15 protein-coding genes are annotated in these 19,727 nt (G+C 40.7%); 5 read left to right on the plus strand and 10 right to left on the minus strand.

Translation table 11 applies throughout. The features are described from left to right. Positions 1 to 89: 89 nt before the first annotated feature. Both DW862_RS15845 and DW862_RS15850 read right to left on the minus strand, forming a co-directional pair. Complete coding sequence (locus tag DW862_RS15845) at positions 90 to 1,844, minus strand: tetratricopeptide repeat protein (RefSeq protein ID WP_120069224.1); 1,755 nt, start codon at positions 1,842 to 1,844, stop codon at positions 90 to 92. Positions 1,845 to 1,886: 42 nt separating this feature from the next. Beyond that, positions 1,887 to 2,621: a DUF4369 domain-containing protein gene (locus DW862_RS15850; RefSeq protein ID WP_008021792.1), complete on the minus strand. Its 735-nt coding sequence runs from the start codon at positions 2,619 to 2,621 to the stop codon at positions 1,887 to 1,889. A 157-nt stretch (positions 2,622 to 2,778) separates the two neighbouring features. On the opposite strand from DW862_RS15850, the gene DW862_RS15855 reads away from it, so the two are divergent. From DW862_RS15855 to DW862_RS15875, 5 genes are all read left to right on the plus strand, one after another. Then, positions 2,779 to 4,023: an anaerobic sulfatase-maturation protein gene (locus DW862_RS15855; RefSeq protein ID WP_008021790.1), complete on the plus strand. Its 1,245-nt coding sequence runs from the start codon at positions 2,779 to 2,781 to the stop codon at positions 4,021 to 4,023. Between the two features lie 54 nt (positions 4,024 to 4,077). Continuing rightward, positions 4,078 to 6,237, plus strand: a complete 2,160-nt coding sequence (locus tag DW862_RS15860; protein ID WP_009040909.1) for a S46 family peptidase — start codon at positions 4,078 to 4,080, stop codon at positions 6,235 to 6,237. Next, positions 6,238 to 8,397 (plus strand): S46 family peptidase, encoded by a 2,160-nt coding sequence (locus DW862_RS15865; protein WP_120069229.1) that lies wholly within the window; start codon positions 6,238 to 6,240, stop codon positions 8,395 to 8,397. It abuts the gene before it with no gap. Positions 8,398 to 8,640: 243 nt separating this feature from the next. After that, on the plus strand, positions 8,641 to 8,940 hold the full coding sequence (gene trxA, locus DW862_RS15870; RefSeq protein WP_004315954.1) for a thioredoxin: 300 nt from the start codon (positions 8,641 to 8,643) through the stop codon (positions 8,938 to 8,940). 17 nt (positions 8,941 to 8,957) lie between these two features. Continuing rightward, positions 8,958 to 9,422 carry a co-chaperone YbbN gene (locus tag DW862_RS15875; RefSeq protein WP_120069232.1) on the plus strand — a complete coding sequence of 155 codons (465 nt, stop codon included), beginning with the start codon at positions 8,958 to 8,960 and terminating at the stop codon, positions 9,420 to 9,422. 144 nt (positions 9,423 to 9,566) lie between these two features. On the opposite strand, the gene DW862_RS15880 is transcribed toward DW862_RS15875, so the two are convergent. The 8 genes from DW862_RS15880 to DW862_RS15915 all read right to left on the minus strand — a co-directional run bounded on the left by DW862_RS15880 (position 9,567) and on the right by DW862_RS15915 (position 19,701). Then, on the minus strand, positions 9,567 to 10,202 hold the full coding sequence (locus tag DW862_RS15880; protein ID WP_165861932.1) for a SagB/ThcOx family dehydrogenase: 636 nt from the start codon (positions 10,200 to 10,202) through the stop codon (positions 9,567 to 9,569). 94 nt (positions 10,203 to 10,296) lie between these two features. Then, positions 10,297 to 10,857 (minus strand): NADH peroxidase, encoded by a 561-nt coding sequence (locus tag DW862_RS15885; RefSeq protein WP_004297333.1) that lies wholly within the window; start codon positions 10,855 to 10,857, stop codon positions 10,297 to 10,299. Positions 10,858 to 10,879: 22 nt separating this feature from the next. Then, positions 10,880 to 11,308: a Fur family transcriptional regulator gene (locus DW862_RS15890; protein ID WP_004315958.1), complete on the minus strand. Its 429-nt coding sequence runs from the start codon at positions 11,306 to 11,308 to the stop codon at positions 10,880 to 10,882. Between the two features lie 210 nt (positions 11,309 to 11,518). After that, positions 11,519 to 11,998: a lipocalin family protein gene (locus tag DW862_RS15895; protein WP_120069240.1), complete on the minus strand. Its 480-nt coding sequence runs from the start codon at positions 11,996 to 11,998 to the stop codon at positions 11,519 to 11,521. 19 nt (positions 11,999 to 12,017) lie between these two features. Then, positions 12,018 to 12,833 carry a DUF1573 domain-containing protein gene (locus DW862_RS15900; protein WP_120069279.1) on the minus strand — a complete coding sequence of 272 codons (816 nt, stop codon included), beginning with the start codon at positions 12,831 to 12,833 and terminating at the stop codon, positions 12,018 to 12,020. 14 nt (positions 12,834 to 12,847) lie between these two features. Further along, entirely contained in the window at positions 12,848 to 14,932 is a 2,085-nt protein-coding gene (locus DW862_RS15905; RefSeq protein ID WP_120069244.1) for a subtilase family N-terminal domain-containing protein, read from the minus strand. 48 nt (positions 14,933 to 14,980) lie between these two features. Continuing rightward, complete coding sequence (locus tag DW862_RS15910; RefSeq protein WP_120069247.1) at positions 14,981 to 16,969, minus strand: BACON domain-containing protein; 1,989 nt, start codon at positions 16,967 to 16,969, stop codon at positions 14,981 to 14,983. 17 nt (positions 16,970 to 16,986) lie between these two features. After that, positions 16,987 to 19,701 carry a DUF4458 domain-containing protein gene (locus DW862_RS15915; protein WP_120069250.1) on the minus strand — a complete coding sequence of 905 codons (2,715 nt, stop codon included), beginning with the start codon at positions 19,699 to 19,701 and terminating at the stop codon, positions 16,987 to 16,989. Positions 19,702 to 19,727: the final 26 nt, after the last annotated feature.

Raw genomic sequence — 19,727 nt, forward strand, 5'->3', positions numbered from 1 at the left:
AGTGTGTCTGATTCATCGTAAACATCTAAAATCCAACAAAATACATGTTTTGATTCTGTTATTGACCCGGACAATTCATTTTTTATTTATCAAAAGTCCCTTAAAAATGCATTTAAATCTTCTTGTGAAGAAATGCCTAACCGGCCTTTTAGTCTCCCCTTCGCCTTGGTTACCGAGTCGGAAGAGGTCTGGAAAATACGAGCCAACTCTTCATTAGTCAGCCCAAATTTAAGGAAGCAACAGATTTCAAGATCACGTTTCGTCAATAAAGGAGCTTTGTCAAGCAATCGGGTAACGTAATTAGCATAGAGTAAATCAAACAGACTAAACAATTTATAGCGTTCTCCATCAGACAACTTACCTCTTAATGTTCCCTCTTTTATAGCAAGCAGTAATCGAAAGGCAGATATGTATTGTTCAGAAGACGGTCCGACAGTTAATTCTCCTCCTAGTTCTTTCAACAACCCCGATAAGGTTTTGTTCTGCATACTCAAAAGCACAATCTTTCCATTCAACTCGCCTACCTTCATTCGATTTTCTTCGAGTATGCGGTTCTCTTCCAGCACTTGGTCTTTCAACTCCTGGATTTCTTCCATCTCCTGCTGATATCGCTTTATCTCCTCTTCATTATCTCTAATCTGGGATTCAATCTCGGCAATCTTCTTTTTATGGTTCTTACTTTTGTAATAGTAATAACACATATAGAAGGCTACAATCAGAAAAACAATCGTACCGCAAAACAGAAAAACTGTACGGTGCATTTTCATTTGTAAATTATCGCTCCGGAGTTTTTCGTTCTCATACTGCTTTTGCAGTTCTGTTATCAACTCCAAAGAATCGACCTCATCCAATACGCTGACAATGGAATCCGCTTTTTCATGATAAGTAATTGCTTCTTCAAAATTATCAATATCCTTTTCCAAAAAGTATAAATTGTTGTATGCGTCAATACGGGTATACTCTTTAGAAGAATTTACACTCATCTTAAAATATTTTCTGGCATTCTCCACATCCCCCATTTGTATATACAAATATCCCAAAGACATACACTCTACATATTTCCTTTCCTCATCCGTTTCTTTTTCATAAGCAGCAAGGAAATAGCGCTCTGACTTTTTCAACTCTCCCATAGAACGATACAGGATACCCAACTCATGTAAAATGGAAACTTCAGACGGATACTGTTTTTTCCTGGCTAATTCTAAAGCATTATTATAATAGAAATAACAGCTATCCCATTTATTCTGAAACAAATAAGCCCGTCCTATATTCTGCCCGGCTCTGACAATACCCACAGAATCTTTTAACTCTTCATAGATAGCGTATGACTCCTGAAAATTCTTCAATGACTCCTGATACAATTTCTTTTTCCGGTTCACCATCCCTATTTCATCAGTAGCCATGGCAAACATCTTGCAACATTGAATCTTCCCGAACATTTCCTTTGCTGAAGACAAGAACGACAAAGCCTCTTCATCTTTACCCAATTCACGCAGCACTCTACCATAATAATACTGTGCTTTAGCACGCATGGCAGTGTCACCACGCTCTACAGTATAGTAATTCAGTGCCAATGCAATCAACGAATCAGAAGTAAACTTCACATAGTTCTGATCCATTGCCTGCGTTAATAAAAGCGCATAATCCGCCTGCGACTTTCCACGCATTTTTTCAGGATGAGGAACTGATTTTAATAGATACAGAGCCGTATCAGGGAGAGATTCCATACACATTTCGATCTTCTGGAACGCCACATCGGGGGCCTCCGAATCTCTACGACAAGAAACCGATAAGACTAAAATAAAAAAGAAAGCGGCGTATACCGAAACAGTAGTCGTTTTCATTTTACTTGAGTTTTATGCAAAAATACACAAAAAACTCAAGTATTACTTATTTGTTGAAGCATTTTGTTCCAATCGTTGATGTTCTTCTATCAACTTCATGTTTTCTCTTGCTTTAGACAGGAATTCTCTTACCAGCTTATTATCTTTAAAAGAGTAAGGAGCATCCTTTATAATATCATCTATCTGCGGAGTCATAATAGGATAGGGCAAAGAGCTGCAAAGCATCATAAATACACTGGGTCCCAATACATTTTCGTAATTGTCGGAAATGAACGTTTTCACATACTGATTCATCGCTTGCATCAGTGAATCACCTTCCACCACCAGCTGACTGTGAATTTCATCCAGATCCCCTCCATCCAATACCATACGGGTTTCTTTCTGCTCCAGTTCGCTGATACTTTCTTCTAATTGGTTTCTTTTGCTGATAAACTCGTACAACGCATTATTTAAAGAAGTTCCCACTGCCTTCAAGTCCGTATTGCTAATGGTAACTGTTATTTTTCCACTTTCCAGAACGATCGGCATAATGCTTTCTTCATCCATATAAAGCGTCACCATCTGTACGGAATCTATTTTCCCTTTCATTGAAAACAGACCATGCACCACTTCAGCAGAATCCAGCTTCACCCACTCGCCATCAAGCAGGGATTTAAGATACAGCATCTTTCCATCCAGACTATTCACTGAAGATGTTCCTTCAATCTTGTACTTACTGGTACAGGAAGCCAGAAACGGAAGCAAAAGCAAAAAAGGCAAAATTTTATTCACGTTCATCTATTCATTAAATTCTGTGCACAAAGGTACAACTGATTCAGAATTCAAAGAAACATTTTATCAATATTTAAATCTTGTAAGAGTCTTTTCTTTAATAATCCTTATAAACATAGGTGTAAGGCTATTTTTTTCATTTAGTTTATCTAATTTTGCAGTCATGAAAACATCAACATTTGCCCCTTTTGCAAAACCGCTTTACGTAATGGTAAAGCCTGTAGGTGCCGTATGTAATCTAGCATGCGATTATTGCTATTATTTGGAAAAGGCCAACCTATACAAAGACAATCCGAAACACGTAATGAGCGATGAACTTCTGGAAAAGTTTATCGACGAGTACATTAACTCACAAACCATGCCGCAGGTACTTTTCACCTGGCACGGAGGAGAAACGCTGATGCGACCGCTCTCCTTCTATAAAAAGGCAATGGAACTACAAAAGAAATACGCCCGCGGACGTACGATCGACAATTGCATCCAGACCAACGGAACCATGCTTACTGACGAATGGTGCGAATTCTTCCGTGAAAACAATTGGCTGGTAGGTGTCTCCATCGACGGTCCCCAGGAGTTTCATGACGAGTATCGCAAAAACAAATTGGGAAAACCTTCTTTTGTGAAAGTGATGCAAGGCATCAATCTTCTGAAGAAACACGGGGTAGAATGGAATGCAATGGCAGTTATTAATGACTTCAATGCCGAATATCCGTTGGAGTTTTATCGTTTCTTCAAAGAGATCGGTTGCCAATATATCCAGTTCGCTCCTATCGTTGAACGTATTCTTTCACATGAAGACGGACGTCATCTCGCTTCTCTTGCCGAAAATAAAGCCGGAACACTGGCTGACTTTTCAATCACTCCGGAACAATGGGGGAACTTCCTCTGTACTCTCTTTGACGAATGGGTGAAAGAAGATGTAGGCAAATACTATGTGCAGATATTCGATTCTACCCTGGCCAACTGGATGGGTGAGCAACCCGGTATATGCACGATGGCAAAGACTTGCGGACATGCCGGTGTAATGGAATTCAACGGAGACGTTTATTCTTGCGACCACTTTGTATTCCCCGAATATAAATTAGGTAACATTTACAGTAAGACACTGGTAGAAATGATGCATAGCGAGCGTCAGCACAACTTCGGAAACATGAAATACCAGTCTCTCCCTACTCAATGCAAGGAGTGTGAGTTCCTGTTTGCCTGCAACGGGGAATGCCCGAAAAATCGTTTTAGCCAAACGGCAGAAGGTGAACCGGGATTGAACTACTTATGCAAAGGTTATTATCAGTTCTTTAAACACGTAGCTCCTTACATGGACTTTATGAAAAACGAACTGATGAATCAACGTCCGCCTGCTAATATCATGGAAGCTTTAAGAAATGGAGAATTGAGAGTGGAGAGTTGAGAATGAGAAACAGAAGATATTAACAATCATATATTCAAATTTTATCATTAAATAATGAACAAACTAAGATTTTATCTGGTAGCGCTGGCTGCGCTTTTTGTATTTTCCGTTAGAGCGGATGAGGGTATGTGGCTATTGCAATTGATGCAACAGCAACATTCCATAGATATGATGAAAAAACAGGGATTAAAACTAGAAGCCCAGGACTTATATAATCCAAACGGCGTTTCTCTCAAAGATGCCGTAGGTATATTCGGAGGTGGATGTACGGGAGAAATTATCTCACCCGAAGGTTTGATTCTAACCAATCACCACTGTGGCTACGCATCCATCCAGCAACATAGTAGTGTTGAGCACGATTATCTGACAGATGGTTTCTGGGCTACTTCCAGAGACAAGGAGCTTCCTACTCCGGGACTGAAATTTACATTTATCGAACGTATCGAAGATGTTACAGACATTGTCAATGCCAAGATTGCGGCAAAGGAAATCACCGAATCCGAATCATTCAGCAATACGTTCCTTCAAAAGCTAGCTCATGACCTTTATTTCAAAAGTGACCTGGCAGACAAAAAAGGAATTGTTCCGCAGGCTCTTCCGTTCTATGCCGGAAATAAATTCTATCTTTTCTATAAGAAAATATATCCGGATGTACGTATGGTAGCTGCTCCCCCCTCTTCTATCGGTAAGTTCGGTGGCGAGACAGACAACTGGATGTGGCCGCGCCATACCGGCGACTTCTCCATGTTCCGTATCTATGCTGACGCGAACGGTGAACCGGCAGAATACAGTGAAAACAATGTTCCCCTGAAAACAAAGAAACATTTGTCTATCTCTATCAAAGGGTTGAAAGAAGGAGATTACGCAATGATTATGGGATTCCCCGGAAGCACGAGCCGTTACCTGACTGTATCAGAGGTGAAAGAACGTATGGAATCGGAGAACGACCCGCGTATCCGTATTCGTGGCGCACGTTTGGCTGTCCTGAAGGAAGTGATGAATGCCAGTGACAAAATCCGTATTCAGTATGCTAACAAGTATGCGGGTTCCAGCAATTATTGGAAAAACTCCATTGGTATGAATAAAGCCATCATCGATAATGATGTGTTGGGAACGAAAGCTGCACAGGAAGCTAAATTCGCAGAATTTGCAAAGGCACAAAACAATGCCGAATATGCGGCAGTTGTGAAGAACATCGACGACCTGGTAGCTAAAACAACTCCTCTCAATTATCAATATACTTGTTTGAGAGAGACTTTCTTCGGAGCTATCGAATTTGGTAATGTCATGTTATCTAAAACACGTGAAGCATTGCTTGAAAAGAACGACTCTGTGATCGAAGCACGTATGAAAGCGCTGGAAAGCACTTACGAAAGTATCCATAACAAAGATTATGACCATGAAGTAGACCGCAAAGTTGCTAAAGCATTGTTCCCGTTATATGCGGAAATGGTTCCGGCTAACCAGCGTCCGTCTATCTACAAAGTAATTGAGCAGAAATATAAGGGCGATTACAACAAATTTGTTGATGATATGTACGACAACTCTATTTTTGCCAACCGCGCAAACTTTGAGAAGTTTACAAAGAAGCCGTCAGTGAAAGCAATCGACAACGATCTTGCATTACAATACTGCCAGTCTAAATATGACTTGATGGATAAACTGGTTTCCCAGCTCAAGGACATGGATCAAGAACTGGCTTTACTGCACAAAACTTATATTCGTGGTCTGGGCGAAATGAAATTGCCTGTCCCCTCTTACCCGGACGCAAACTTTACCATTCGTCTGACTTATGGTAACGTGAAACCATACGATCCGAAAGACGGCGTACACTACAACTATTACACCACTACTAAAGGAATTCTTGAGAAAGAAAATCCGGAAGACCGCGAGTTCGTTGTACCTGCCAAACTGAAAGAGCTGATTGAGAAAAAAGATTATGGCCGTTATGCTTTACCGAACGGTGATATGCCTGTCTGCTTCCTGTCTACCAATGACATCACCGGCGGTAATTCCGGCAGCCCGGTATTGAATGAAAACGGAGAACTGATCGGTTGTGCTTTTGATGGTAACTGGGAATCATTGAGCGGTGACATCAACTTCGACAACAACCTGCAACGTTGCATTAACCTGGATATCCGTTATGTCCTGTTCATTCTGGAGAAGTTAGGCAACTGCGGACACTTGATTAATGAAATGACAATCGTAGAATAAATGAGAAAACAAATCCTATTTGTCCTATTTTCACTGGCAACTCTTAGCATCCACGCCGACGAAGGCATGTGGATGCTAACCGATCTGAAAACCCAGAACGCAGTTGCCATGCGCGAACTCGGTCTTGAAATTCCGATCGAAGAAGTATACGACGCGAACGGTCTTTCTCTGAAAGATGCTGTGGTACACTTTGGAGGAGGATGTACGGGAGAAATTATCTCTTCCGAAGGACTGGTACTGACGAATCACCACTGTGGTTATGGAGCTATCCAGCAACACAGTAATGTGGAACATGACTACCTGACAGATGGTTTCTGGGCTATGAACCGTGACGCGGAACTTCCTACTCCGGGATTGACCGTTACATTTATCGACCGGATTTTGGATGTGACCGATTACGTCAATGAGCAACTGAAAAAAGATCCGGATCCGGAAGGTGTCAACTACCTGTCACCAAGTTATCTGGGCACCGTGGCAGAACGTTTCGCCAAAGCAGAGAACATAGAAATAACTCCTGCAACAAAACTGGAGCTCAAGGCTTTTTACGGAGGAAACAAATATTATATGTTCATCAAAACGGTGTACAGTGATATTCGTATGGTAGGTGCTCCTCCTTCTTCCATCGGTAAATTCGGTGCAGATACCGACAACTGGATGTGGCCTCGTCACACAGGTGACTTTTCCCTTTTCCGTATTTATGCGGACAAGAACGGAAAACCGGCAAAATATTCAAAAGATAACGTTCCTTTGCAGGTAAAGAAACACCTGAAAATCAGCATTGCCGGAGTTCAGGAAGGAGATTTCACCTTTGTGATGGGATTTCCGGGACGTAACTGGCGATATATGATTTCCGACGAAGTGGAAGAACGGATGCAAACGACCAACTTTATGCGCCAGCATGTACGTGGAGCCCGTCAGAAAGTACTCATGGAGCAAATGCTGAAAGATCCTGCCGTACGTATTCATTATGCGAGCAAGTATGCTTCATCAGCCAACTACTGGAAGAATGCCATCGGTATGAATGAAGGACTGGTACGTCTCAACGTACTGGATACCAAACGTGCGCAACAAGAGGAATTATTAGCCCGTGGCCGTGAAAAAGGAGATGATTCATATCAGAAAGCTTTTGATGAGATTCGTTCTATTGTGGCTCATCGCCGTGACGCGATCTATCATCAGCAGGCTATCAATGAAGCATTGGTCACCGCCCTTGATTTTATGCGCATCCCTTCCACGATGGAATTGGTTGCCGCTCTGAAATCAAAAGATAAGGAGCAAATAAAAGAGGCGAAGCTAAAATTAAAGCAAGAAGCTGATAAGTATTTTGCTTCTGTCCCCTTCCCCGAAGTAGAACGGATGGTTGCCAAAGAGATGCTGAAAACTTATGCCAACTATATTCCGGAGGAACAACGAATCAATATCTTCGAAATCATCAATTCCCGCTTCAAGGGTAGTATCGATGCCTTCGTCGATGCTTGCTTTGAACATTCTATTTTTGGCAATCCTAAAAATTTTGAAAAGTTTATCAAGAAACCAAGTTTGTATAAAATAGGATATGACTGGATGATATTATTCAAATATTCTATTACCGACGGGATCCTGAAAACAGCCATTGCCATGAAAGAAGCCAATCAGAACTATGACGCTGCTCATAAAGTATGGGTGAAAGGCATGATGGATATGAGACAGGAAAAAGGTACACCTATTTATCCGGACGCCAATTCAACTTTACGTTTGACCTACGGCCAGGTACTTTCTTATGAACCCGCTGACGGTGTTGTGTATGATGCTCATACCACCCTCAAAGGTGTAATGGAGAAAGAAGATCAGGGTAACTGGGAATTTGTAGTGCCTCAAAAATTGAAAGAGCTGTATAAATCCCAGGATTATGGACGCTATGGTAAAAACGGTGAAATGCCCGTCTGCTTTATTGTAAACACCGACAATACAGGAGGAAATTCCGGTAGTCCGGTATTTAACAGCAAAGGCCAATTGATAGGAACTGCTTTCGACCGCAATTTTGAAGGTTTGACAGGAGACATCGCTTTCCGTCCTTCCTCACAACGAGCTGCCTGCGTTGACATCCGTTATACCTTATTTATTATCGACAAATATGCGGGAGCATCTCATATTATTGATGAATTGACTATTGTAGAATAAACAGAAAAATCATTTATAAAGAAAAAATGGATAATGAAGCCTGATGGATTTACATCGTCGTTCATTATCCATTTTTCTTTTCAACTTATCCTCATTCAGACAAACTCCTCCTAATTACTATTTCACAAATCTTACGATTACTATTGCATGAACAAAAACGACTTTTTTTCGTTATTATAATAAAATAGGATTTATATTTGCAGTCTCCAATGACTGCTATTTAACTCTAAGAAAGGAAAGATTATGGAAAAGTTTGAAGATTTAATACAGTCACCGGTACCGGTTTTAGTTGATTTCTTTGCAGAATGGTGTGGACCCTGTAAAGCTATGAAACCAGTTTTAGAAGAACTAAAATTAATTGTAGGAGATAAAGCACGTATTGCAAAGATAGATGTTGACCAGCATGAAGACCTGGCTACTAAATATCGCATACAAGCTGTGCCTACCTTTATATTATTTAAAAACGGAGAGGCTGTCTGGAGACATTCCGGCGTAATCCATAGCAGCGAGCTGCAAGGGGTTATTGAAAAGCATTATAGTTAAAAAGATAAAGATAACGAATGAAGAAAGTATTAGTAATGGTAGCCCTTGTCATGGTAAGCGTGATTGTATACGCTTTCAATGACAGCGGGAAATCCAATCAAGGTAAAAAAGAGGTAACAGGTAACGGTGAAGTCGTCGTAATGGACAAAGATATGTTTCTGAAAGACGTCTTCGATTATGAGAAATCAAAGGAGTGGAAATACAAAGGCGACAAGCCCGCCATCATCGATTTATATGCAGACTGGTGCGGACCTTGCCGTCAGACAGCTCCTATCATGAAAGAACTGGCAAAGGAATATGCAGGGAAAATTGTCATCTACAAAGTTAACGTGGATAAACAAAAAGAACTGGCAGCTTTGTTTAATGCTACAAGTATTCCATTGTTTGTGTTCATTCCGATGAAAGGGGATCCACAGCTTTTCCGTGGAGCTGCTGATAAAGCAACTTACAAGAAAGCGATTGATGAATTTCTCTTGAAATAATGAAGAAAATATAGTGACGGTATCCAATCAGGATAGTGATGCTATAACAAGCAAAGAGTGACGGTATCCGATAGAGATAGCGTCACTCTTTTTTATAGGCTTATAAATCTTCTTTATACAGATTATAAGTCTTCCTGCGAATCCTTATTTGAAGTATCCTACAGGATGATTCATCATTGGCATCTGACTATCTTTCAATTTCAAAACTTTCTTTAGCTGCTCATTGTCCATCGAAGCACGTGGTACTGTTGCCAAGTTAGCAGCAGAACAAAAGATTGAAATATTTTGGGAAACAATACCGGCATCCATAGCCCCCATCAACTGGCTGCGTGGACTTTTGGCATCACCAAACCGAGAAAGATCGCTGATTAAAACCAATGATACCGGAGCTGTTTTCACAAACGCCTGACCACCTGCCACTGCACCACGATAATCTCCCGCAGCTATCAGTGCCAACTGATGATTTTTCGCATCATACAGATAACTTCCTTCAGGCATTACTACATATACATCCACATCCTGCTTATTCAACGCTGACGGAGCGGTTCTCATTCCAGATTCCTGACGATTTATTCCATTAGCAGCCCACAACAAATCAGACAGATCAGCCAGGCTCAATGCTTTCGAAGCATATTCGCGAGTTGAATGTCGTTCAGACAATGCCTTCATCACCGCACCAGTGCGGTTTAAATTAGGCTTCGGCAATTTAATCACCTTATCAGCAGCAAAGGCAGCCGCTGAAAGCATTAAACAAACTAACAATAGTTGTACTTTTCTCATAACTGTGGTATTTAAAAATTGATAGACAAATATAAATAAAAAAGGTCTGTATTCGTTGCGGAATACAGACCTTTTAAGAGTTTATTAGGCTTAATTATTTCTTATCACCGAAATAACGGTTGTATAATCCTTCAAAACCTTTACCGTGACGAGCTTCGTCTTTGCACATTTCGTGTACAGTGTCATGGATAGCATCCAGGTTCAGAGCTTTAGCACGAGTTGCGATGCGTTTTTTGTCTTCGCAAGCACCTTGTTCAGCGTCTTTACGTTTCTGCAGGTTAGTTTTAGTATCCCATACGCAGTCACCCAACAGTTCTGCAAACTTAGCAGCATGTTCAGCTTCTTCCCAAGCGTAACGTTTGAAAGCTTCAGCTACTTCAGGATAACCTTCGCGGTCTGCCTGACGGCTCATGGCCAAATACATACCAACTTCAGTACATTCTCCCATGAAGTGATTGTTCAAGTCCTTAATCATTTCTTCGTCACAACCTTTTGCAACACCGATAACGTGTTCGTCAGCAAAAGACAATGCGCCACCTTCTACTTCAACAACTTCTACGAACTTGCTGGCAGGAGCTTTACACAATGGACATTTCTCAGGAGCTGCGTCACCTTCATGAACGTAACCGCATACAGTACATCTAAATTTCTTCATTTTCTTCTCAATTTTAAATTAATTAGTCAATACGTGTTTCTTTATCTTTACTTAAGCAATTCTTGCAAATACCTTTATAATAATAATGAACTTCCGATACCTGATGACCATCCATTTCCAAATTTTCCACTTGTTTAATCGCTTCCGGACATTTCAAGTCATAAATATGTCCGCAACGTTTGCAAAGGAAATGGGAATGTACAGAAGTATCCGCATCAAAGTTTGTATTCTTTTCGTCAATCGTAAGCATTAATGCCGCACCCTGTTCAGAAAACAATTTCAAAGTATTATAGACCGTTGTCTTTGAAAGTGTCGGCATTGAAGGAGACAATGCTGTGTAAATATCATCAGCCGACGGATGAATCGGATGCTCCATCAAATATTCCATGATAGCGATGCGTTGCATGGAAGGCTTGATATTATGCTCTAATAATCGATCGTATGGTTTCATCATCTTCCTTTCTTTTCAAAGTTGTATTCATTACAATTATAAATCCAATGCAAAGATAGAAATCCTTAATCTTATTTCCAAATAATTCATGACTTTTTTTTGTGTGACATGACTGACATTATTAGGTAAAGAGATAAATCAGTATAAAAAAAGGACCCACTCCATTTACTGAATGGCGTGAATCCTCTTTTTCTTTCCGTAAATTAAAACTTAATTATCCGTATCAACTCTCGCTTCTTCTACAATCTTAGAAGGAACCTCGTCACAGCGAACATATTTAGATACATCTCCCGCATCATCTTTCGCTGTCCAAATCATAGAACCGACTTCCAATAAATCAGTTACGATGTAATCGTTATTCCATTCACCGTTACCAAAATCATATTCACCACTAATCACATATCCTAAATAAGGATCTTTTTCAATGCTAAAATCACCAGTGATATAACGCGCGTACATACTGTCAAACTTCTGGTATATTTCAAAAGTTTGTTCCTTGCGGTTGAAGGTTATGTAGCAATATGTACCTTCGGCAAGAGATTGTCCGTTCCATTCGGCCAATTGCCACGTCCCGTTCAAGTTAGCCGGAGTAACCGGCAATGTCGGAATATCCGTCCTCTCATCGTCATCACAAGAAGTGAAACAAAGTACAAAAGCGAATAATACTATCAAATTAAATACATTCTTCATATTTCTTTTATTTATTTCGTTACTCAATACGATTTACTCTAATATTCAATGTACGGTCAGACTGCGGTCCGTCTATTCCTTCTATTATAATAGAAAAGGTAAACGAATAGCCTTTTCCTGAAGGAATCTGTGACGCATCTATCGTAACCATTATATCAGCTTCTCCCGCCGGACCGATAACCTCCGGTTCTGTACAGAAAGTTGCAAACTTGGGAACACCGGAGGCTGATAAACGCAACTCTCGCTCTCCACTATTACCACAAAGAATTCGTTCTGACGGATGCTTTCCGGAAATTACGTCATTAAATTCCATCCGGTTTTGTTTGAGCCGCAATTGCCCCATTCTATATGGGTATCGCGCCCATTCATCCGCTCCGGGTAACACATTTCCTCTTAAAGTGAGTCGTGCCACAGGCTTTGTATCAGAGAGAGACAAATAAACGAAAGCATTTGCATCTATCGTTCCGGGATGGTTATTCGGATTGTATGTCAATCCGATAACCTTTGTCTCGTCCGGTAATATATCTCCAGTTTGAACATCCGCAACCATGCATCCGCAAGTCGTTTTAACTCGGGTTAAATTCAAGGTCTTACCACTTACGTTAGTACACATGAAACGATATGTCTTCGGAGTATCATCTTCGGTTAATGTCCCGATATCCAACAAATTCCTGTCGAAACGTAATATTTGTCCGGCCTGCTTTAACAACGGCGGATTTATAAGTGAATCTATTCGCACCTGTGGAGCTGAATAGCCAATCCGGGCTTCGAGCGCCCGGCAATGTCCAATGACTACACTTAATAAAATTAGCCGTATTAGAGTAAATGGTTTCATTAAAATATCAGAATTTACATCCAACCGTTATCATTCGCCTTCTTACGAACGGTGACTGTTATGGTTTGTTCGTTTCCATTACTTACTTTCACCAAGATGCGAGTCGCACCAGTTTTCACTCCGGACACTTTCATTAGTGTGCCTTCAACAGTGACTGTAGCAATAGATGCATCGCTCGATGTGCAGGTATAAGTCAGATTCTCTCCCTTCACATAGTAGTAAGCCAGATTGAGAGTTGATTCCATACCTTCAGCTACATATACATTAGGTACTACCATGTCCGAACCCTTACCTTCAATATTGTCAAGCAGAATTCCTGCATTTATAAGGCCAGCTCCCATTTTACCAATGTATTTCGACAAATTCACCTGGGTGAGAGAAGCGCCTACAGATAGATGATTGCGATAATATTTTTTCACCCTTCCACCACCATACCAACTATCTAACGGCTTCGTTGATGCCTTAAGCAATTCCACATATTCACTAGCCTTGAAATGACGACGTTGCTGGTAAGCGTATGACAATCCCAACGCTGCAACTCCCGATACATGCGGACAAGCCATAGACGTACCATCCATGAATCCGTATGTAGCCGTACCATTCTGTATCCATGTAGAAAGAACAGAACCGGAATATATTCCATCCGACCAACTTTCAGGATCATCCTGCCCCACCTTATTATAATATTCCGTATCACCACCAGGAGCAGAAATAGTCACCTCCTCACCATAGTTTGAATAAGAAGCGGGAGTAAAATCTGCTGCGACTGCACTAACGGATACACATTTGGAATAAGCAGCGGGAAATGCCGCCATCCCTGCATATTCATTACCGGCAGCAAAGATTGCCAATCCACCGTCAATCACTCCGTTAGGAGAACCGGCATTATTGACGAAATAATCTAATGCCTCTTTTTCCAGAGGATACATATTTTCCCATTCCTCCTCCGAACCCGGTCCGGGAGAATATCCTTCAATCATATTAGCCAAGGAAGAGTTATATCCCCAACTACATTGCAGGATAACGGCACCATTATCCGCAGCATATTTAATAGCTCTGGCTTCTGCATCCAAAGTGACACCATTTATACCAGAGAAGACCTGACAGGACATTATTCGCACTCCCGGATTTTCAGGACCGTCACCTCCGGCAATACCACAAACACCTTCATTATTGCCATTCATAGCAGCAATTGTTCCTGCAACGTGTGTTCCGTGTCCGGAATCTTCAGCCTCCATCCACGAGATAATACCTGTATTATTTACGAAATTGTATCCATACACGTCATCCTTATACCCGTTACCATCTTTGTCCGTATCTGCATAAAGTTTCTCCCCTTCGTTAATCCACATATTACCTTTTAGATCGGGATGATTAAACATCACTCCTTCATCCAATATTGCAACAACAATAGCAGGATCACCAGTACACTTTTTCCAGGCTTCCGCACAACCTACATCGCATCCAACTTCCGAACCATTATCAAGCCCGTTTTTATTATCAAAATCATTAGTACCACTGTTGATGTAATGCCACTGATAAGATAATCCGGGATCAGAGAATTTACTGCTTGCTACAGCACGTGTTGCCGACTTTTGATGTAACGCAGCCTCGCTAATATAACTCCTATAACCTTTAGTATTATAAGCACGTTTAATATGTCCATTGGCCTGTACTTTCGATATCTCGCCCAATTTGGCAAGACGATCGGCAGCCTCCTTCAAGTCTGTATTTTCATCGAACTTTACCCGATACCAGAGATGTAATCCGGCAGAACGTGTGCGTTCCTCATTCTTAACATCTACCGGAAATATACGTTCAAAATGATATGCTCCCAAAATATCCAATACTTCATCCGTAGATGGAATACCGGAACGAGTCATAGCTCCTCCACTTCTTGTCGTAACCTTTAGAGTCCGATCAAGAATATCTGTCATTTGAGGATCGAATTTAATCAGCAGTTCACCAGAAGTAACATCAGCCGGAAGCTGAACTTCCGTCCCCCCTATAGGGGTAGACGGTTGTTCAATAAGTTCTTGTTCCGAGCATGAAGCCAATGTGATGGCAAACAATGCTGTATATAAGAATTTTTTCTTCATTGTTCCTTTTTTAATTATTCTTGTTAATGATATTTATGCCACAATTGCTTATTCTGTTGTACCCGATAATACGAATTTTCTGAAATACAACGGATAGGCCACACCTTCCACAACTGCATTGTCCCCTGGATCTTCTTTTCCATAATAATAAGAATAATCGTAGTTCACCAGATCCACATTAGTAAATCCAACCGCAGTTCCACTTGAATTCTTTCCATTCTCCTGTTGATTGAATATCATAGTTTCCGGGTACCAGTATGCAAAATAAGGATGGAATAAGATCCAATTTGGCACTGCACCTGTCAGAAAATTCAGATTAAAATGAACATTACGAGCAAATGGCAATACACGCGGTATTTGCTGTCCGTTTACCGTAGTTTCGGTTTTCTTATATTCCACAGGCTGATCTGTCGTCAACAACCATTGGCAAGTATCTTTTGATATCTGATTCTGGTATATGGACGGCGTAGCTGTCAGTTCATCTTTAGTAAAGAAATCTCCTGCTTGATAAGTCAACGGTTTATTTGCCGCTCTCAAAGCTTCGGTTACTTCTTCATCTGTAGGAAGTTCCCCTTCTATAAAATTGTATGACATTTGCAGTGAAAGCAGATTATCCCAAGTCAGCAATTTCAAGAAAGCCTCCCGTTCCGATTGACCTTTAGAGATATTCACATACAATCCGACCTCTCTGCCATTGTATTTAGTGCCTTCAATCAGACTTAAATCTCTTAATGTCTCCGTAGCACGGCATCCGGTCAATGTCAGATATTTCAATTTTGGGAAATTATCCTGATTCACTATTCCCGTAACCACAGACAATGTCTTGAAATTATTACTTGCCAAATCCAGTTTCTCCAGTTTTTTACCTAATTTCTCAAAACCATTCGGTAAGTCTGCTATTCCGAAAGAGAACACCGTCAGATTCTTCAAATATTGTAATTCACAGATTTCCTCTCCTAAATGAAAAGTACGAGTTTGCCGATTCGCATTACTCTGGACAGAGAATGATTCAAGATACTTCAAGTGACGAATTTCTTTCGGCAATGATTCACCGTCTTGCAAATCAATCATAGCATAGCTTACCGAACGTACACGTCCTATTGCTTCTTCAGGAACTTCGTTATTTTTAATCTCTTTATCAGTAGCTTCCCAAAGCGTTACAAAATCCCAGTTAGTCATACTTTCACTGGTATCGAAACTCATCATAGTCTGAAGTTTGCTATTGATCGTGATTACAGCCAATGAGTCTCCCGAACGGTTATCTTCAATTTTCATTGCAGCTTTCTGTGTTACAATCAGCACAACAGCATCTATTTTATTACCGTCATTATCCACTAATTGATCATTCTCTTGATCCTGTGGAACCAAGCGTACTTTTGCCACACGGGTATAAGGAGCCACATTCATTCCCCAACGGAAATCAACCTTCAGAGTACGGGGACGCGCACCTCTGTCAAGATCAACCTTTAAATCCTCTGCTTTCGGCAATGTCAGCCAACCAGTACGTTCTCCCTCCGCTTCCTTTTTTTCCTCTTCGGTCATTGTAGCCTCTTCCGCAAAAGAATAATCTACATTTTCCTCGATCCTAAATTTAACGTTTGTAGAGATTGTAGTCTCGAAATGGCGTTTCTTGTAAGCATCAGAACTGGGAATCTCCACTTCCGGCTCTTTTACCAAAATTTGTTTCCCAAACCCGAATTGCGTAACCGTAACCAATTTAGGTTCACGACCGTCCATTGAAAAACGCACCTGTGCTGTCCGCGCAACATTTGCCAATGTTGAGTCTATAGCAAGAACACAACCTGCTGTTCCCATACCATTTGCCGGTGAAACAGCAATCCAAGGTTGTGACACACGTGCCACCCATTGATCATTGGCCGAAACGGATATCTTTTCTGTTCCTCCTTCAGCACCGATAGTAATTTCTTCCTTATCTACCGTAATACCGTCGATTCTCGTTTCATCGTCATCCTTGCACGAGAACAGGAATCCCGTGCAAAGAATTAATCCTAATGTTATTTTACTAAAATATTTCATTAATAGCATCCTTTATATTATCGTTCAATATCCAAAGCATCACAACCACGAATATCTTGTGTCTTATCATATATAAGTACGTACATACCTGCTTCAATATAAGAACATACACTTGTCACATCAATAGATATATTCGGATTGTCGGCAATATCTAAAATCCACAGTTGTGGCGTTAGCTTTTCAGTTACTTTACGAATGTCATTCGAACCGATTTGCAACTGAATCAAGCTCGGACAAGAAGTAATCCCCGTAGGCCATTCACGTAAGATACGGTTACCTTCCGCATCACGTTGATGACGGATACCGAAAGCCTGCAACTGACTACTATTCAACGGCTGCGTCGGGAACTTTGAGAAACAGTTGAAACTAACGTCCATATTGCTTAAGTAAGGCAAAGTAGTCGCTCGGAAATCATCAGATAAACTTGTCAGTTTATTAAAACGTAAATCTATCGTAGTGAGCATATACGTATTCTTATAATTTCCATCTTTCGGTTTAAGTGAGTTTTTCGGAATCGACGTCATTCTATTGTTACTTAAATCAATAGTAGAAATAGGAGAATCTGACGCAAACAATTCTGTAGGAAATGTCCCTATTTGATTATTAGATAAGGTAATTGTACTAGCATTAATACCCTTGAATTCACTCATCGGACAATTTATATTTTTGCCTTCCGAACCTATTTTATTGTACGAGAAATCTACAGAGCCCATTACATATACCGATTTGGCATTGAATATATTCGGAATATACTTCAGTTCATTATGTGAAAATCCCAAGCCTTCCACCTGATCGGTAAAAGCACAGAAATCATCCGGAATTACTTCAATCTGATTATAATCCAATTTAAGGTCTGATAACTTAACTTCCGTACCGAAAGGATTCAGTGTCTTGATATTGTTGTGAATACAATCCAACAAGCCGAGTTTTACCATCTTCTTTAATGACTCGTGTGGCGGGAATGCTTCCAGATTGTTGTATCCCATATATAAGATCTGAATCTTCGGACCTGTATCTTCATCGTCCGCCAATTTTTGCCAATCAGTCAATATATCGTCAGGTTTAATACCTCTGTTGCAAGCGATATTAAGCAACTGTAAATCCGGAAGATCAAATATAAATTCCGGAAGACGTGTCATATTAGGACAATTATACAGTTCCACATCTGTCAATGACTCCATTTTGCTCCAACTCAAATCTTCATTCATATACTGTTTGGCATACTCGGAATTCTCGTCAGCCCATCCGGTTGCGATGGCATCTTGAGTAAAAGGCGAATTAGCGAAAAAAAGCGCTTGCAATTTAGTTAATCGCATAATAGCTTTCGAAACAAACGTAATCTGGTTGGTGAGGGTACCTATTTGTGTATCCTTCAATGATATACGACTGTTTTTCTTGATAGGTTTCATATCTGGATTCCTATTGATGCCATCTTGTATAAGTTCCGACATACCCTGACGCGGGTCATAATCAAGGAATGTCCTCTTATAATGCATACGTATCCGCTGTTTCTGTTCGTCACTCATATTCGGAGTCAGTTCGTCTTCACCAAACAATCTCCCGCTCAGCGTTTCGCTGTGTGTACCAAAAGACAGCGTCCTTAATTCCGTTAATTGTCCGATAGCATCAGGCACAATACCTTTAGCTCCGAATCCGGCAATTGAAAGTCCGGTAATGCGCCCGTTATTATCCAAGTCAACACCGGGCTGATCCCCCCACATGTCCATTTCTTTATTGAAGTTCCAATTTGCGCTATGCACAGAATTATCTACTGAACCTCCATAATATTTCCAGTTTTTACCATCTAAAGCTTCCCAAATTTCTTTCAGTGCTCTATAGTCTTTGATATACTCTGCAGTTTCTTTCAATTGGATAGGCACATTAGCATCTTCTGTCAACTCATTATCTTTCACAATAAAAGGTTCACCTCTGACAACTTGTGTTTCCAGTTCCTTTTTTGTGCTACCGCTTTTAGAATAAGTGGTATAAGCTACTACCTGATAAGTTCCGGCAGGAAGCCATACGGCAGAGTCACAGGTCGCTACACCTATATCCATATACTGGTCATTAGGATTGTCAGGATTCTCATGTTTCTTAGAATCTTCTTTATAGGTGACTTTCATATCCTTCAATTCGGTAGTGACACGATTGAAGGTATTCATCACTGTGACTTTGATGAAGCGGATATCACTAAACAGGTATTCACCGGCAGCACGAGTAGCAAGTCCTTCTTTTGTCAATTTGAAAGTTACAGTTCCGCGAGGTACGGCATCTACTACCAAAGCCTTCTCTTGAAGTCCGCCACTGATGACGATCAGTTCATTGTCATCTCCGCCGGGTCCTGCCAATAATACCTCATCCAATTTACCATACAGATAATAACCGATGATTTTGTAAGTACCGACAAGCAACTGCAATTTATCACTACGCATACCATATTCCGCATTGCTTTCATTATATGCGTTCAAAGGCAAAGTCTGCGAAACGGTTGTACCGTTATGCTCCATCACAACTTTAATTTTCTGTGCACTCGACAATGATTCGAGTTTGTCCGTTGCACGAGTAGTTGTCCCTTTATCAAATGAGGCACTCTTATAAAGCTTGAACTGCACATAGCCATATTGGCTTTGCAGTGCCTCATCATCGTCGGAACAACTAGTTACCAACCCTATCGTCAGCATGCTGACGATAAGGGGTAAGAGGTATATTGAGTATAATTTTTGTAGATTCATTTAACCTATTATTCGTTTGATATATA

Source organism: Bacteroides sp. AM37-9 (genome assembly GCF_003603455.1).
Lineage (GTDB): Bacteria > Bacteroidota > Bacteroidia > Bacteroidales > Bacteroidaceae > Bacteroides > Bacteroides xylanisolvens.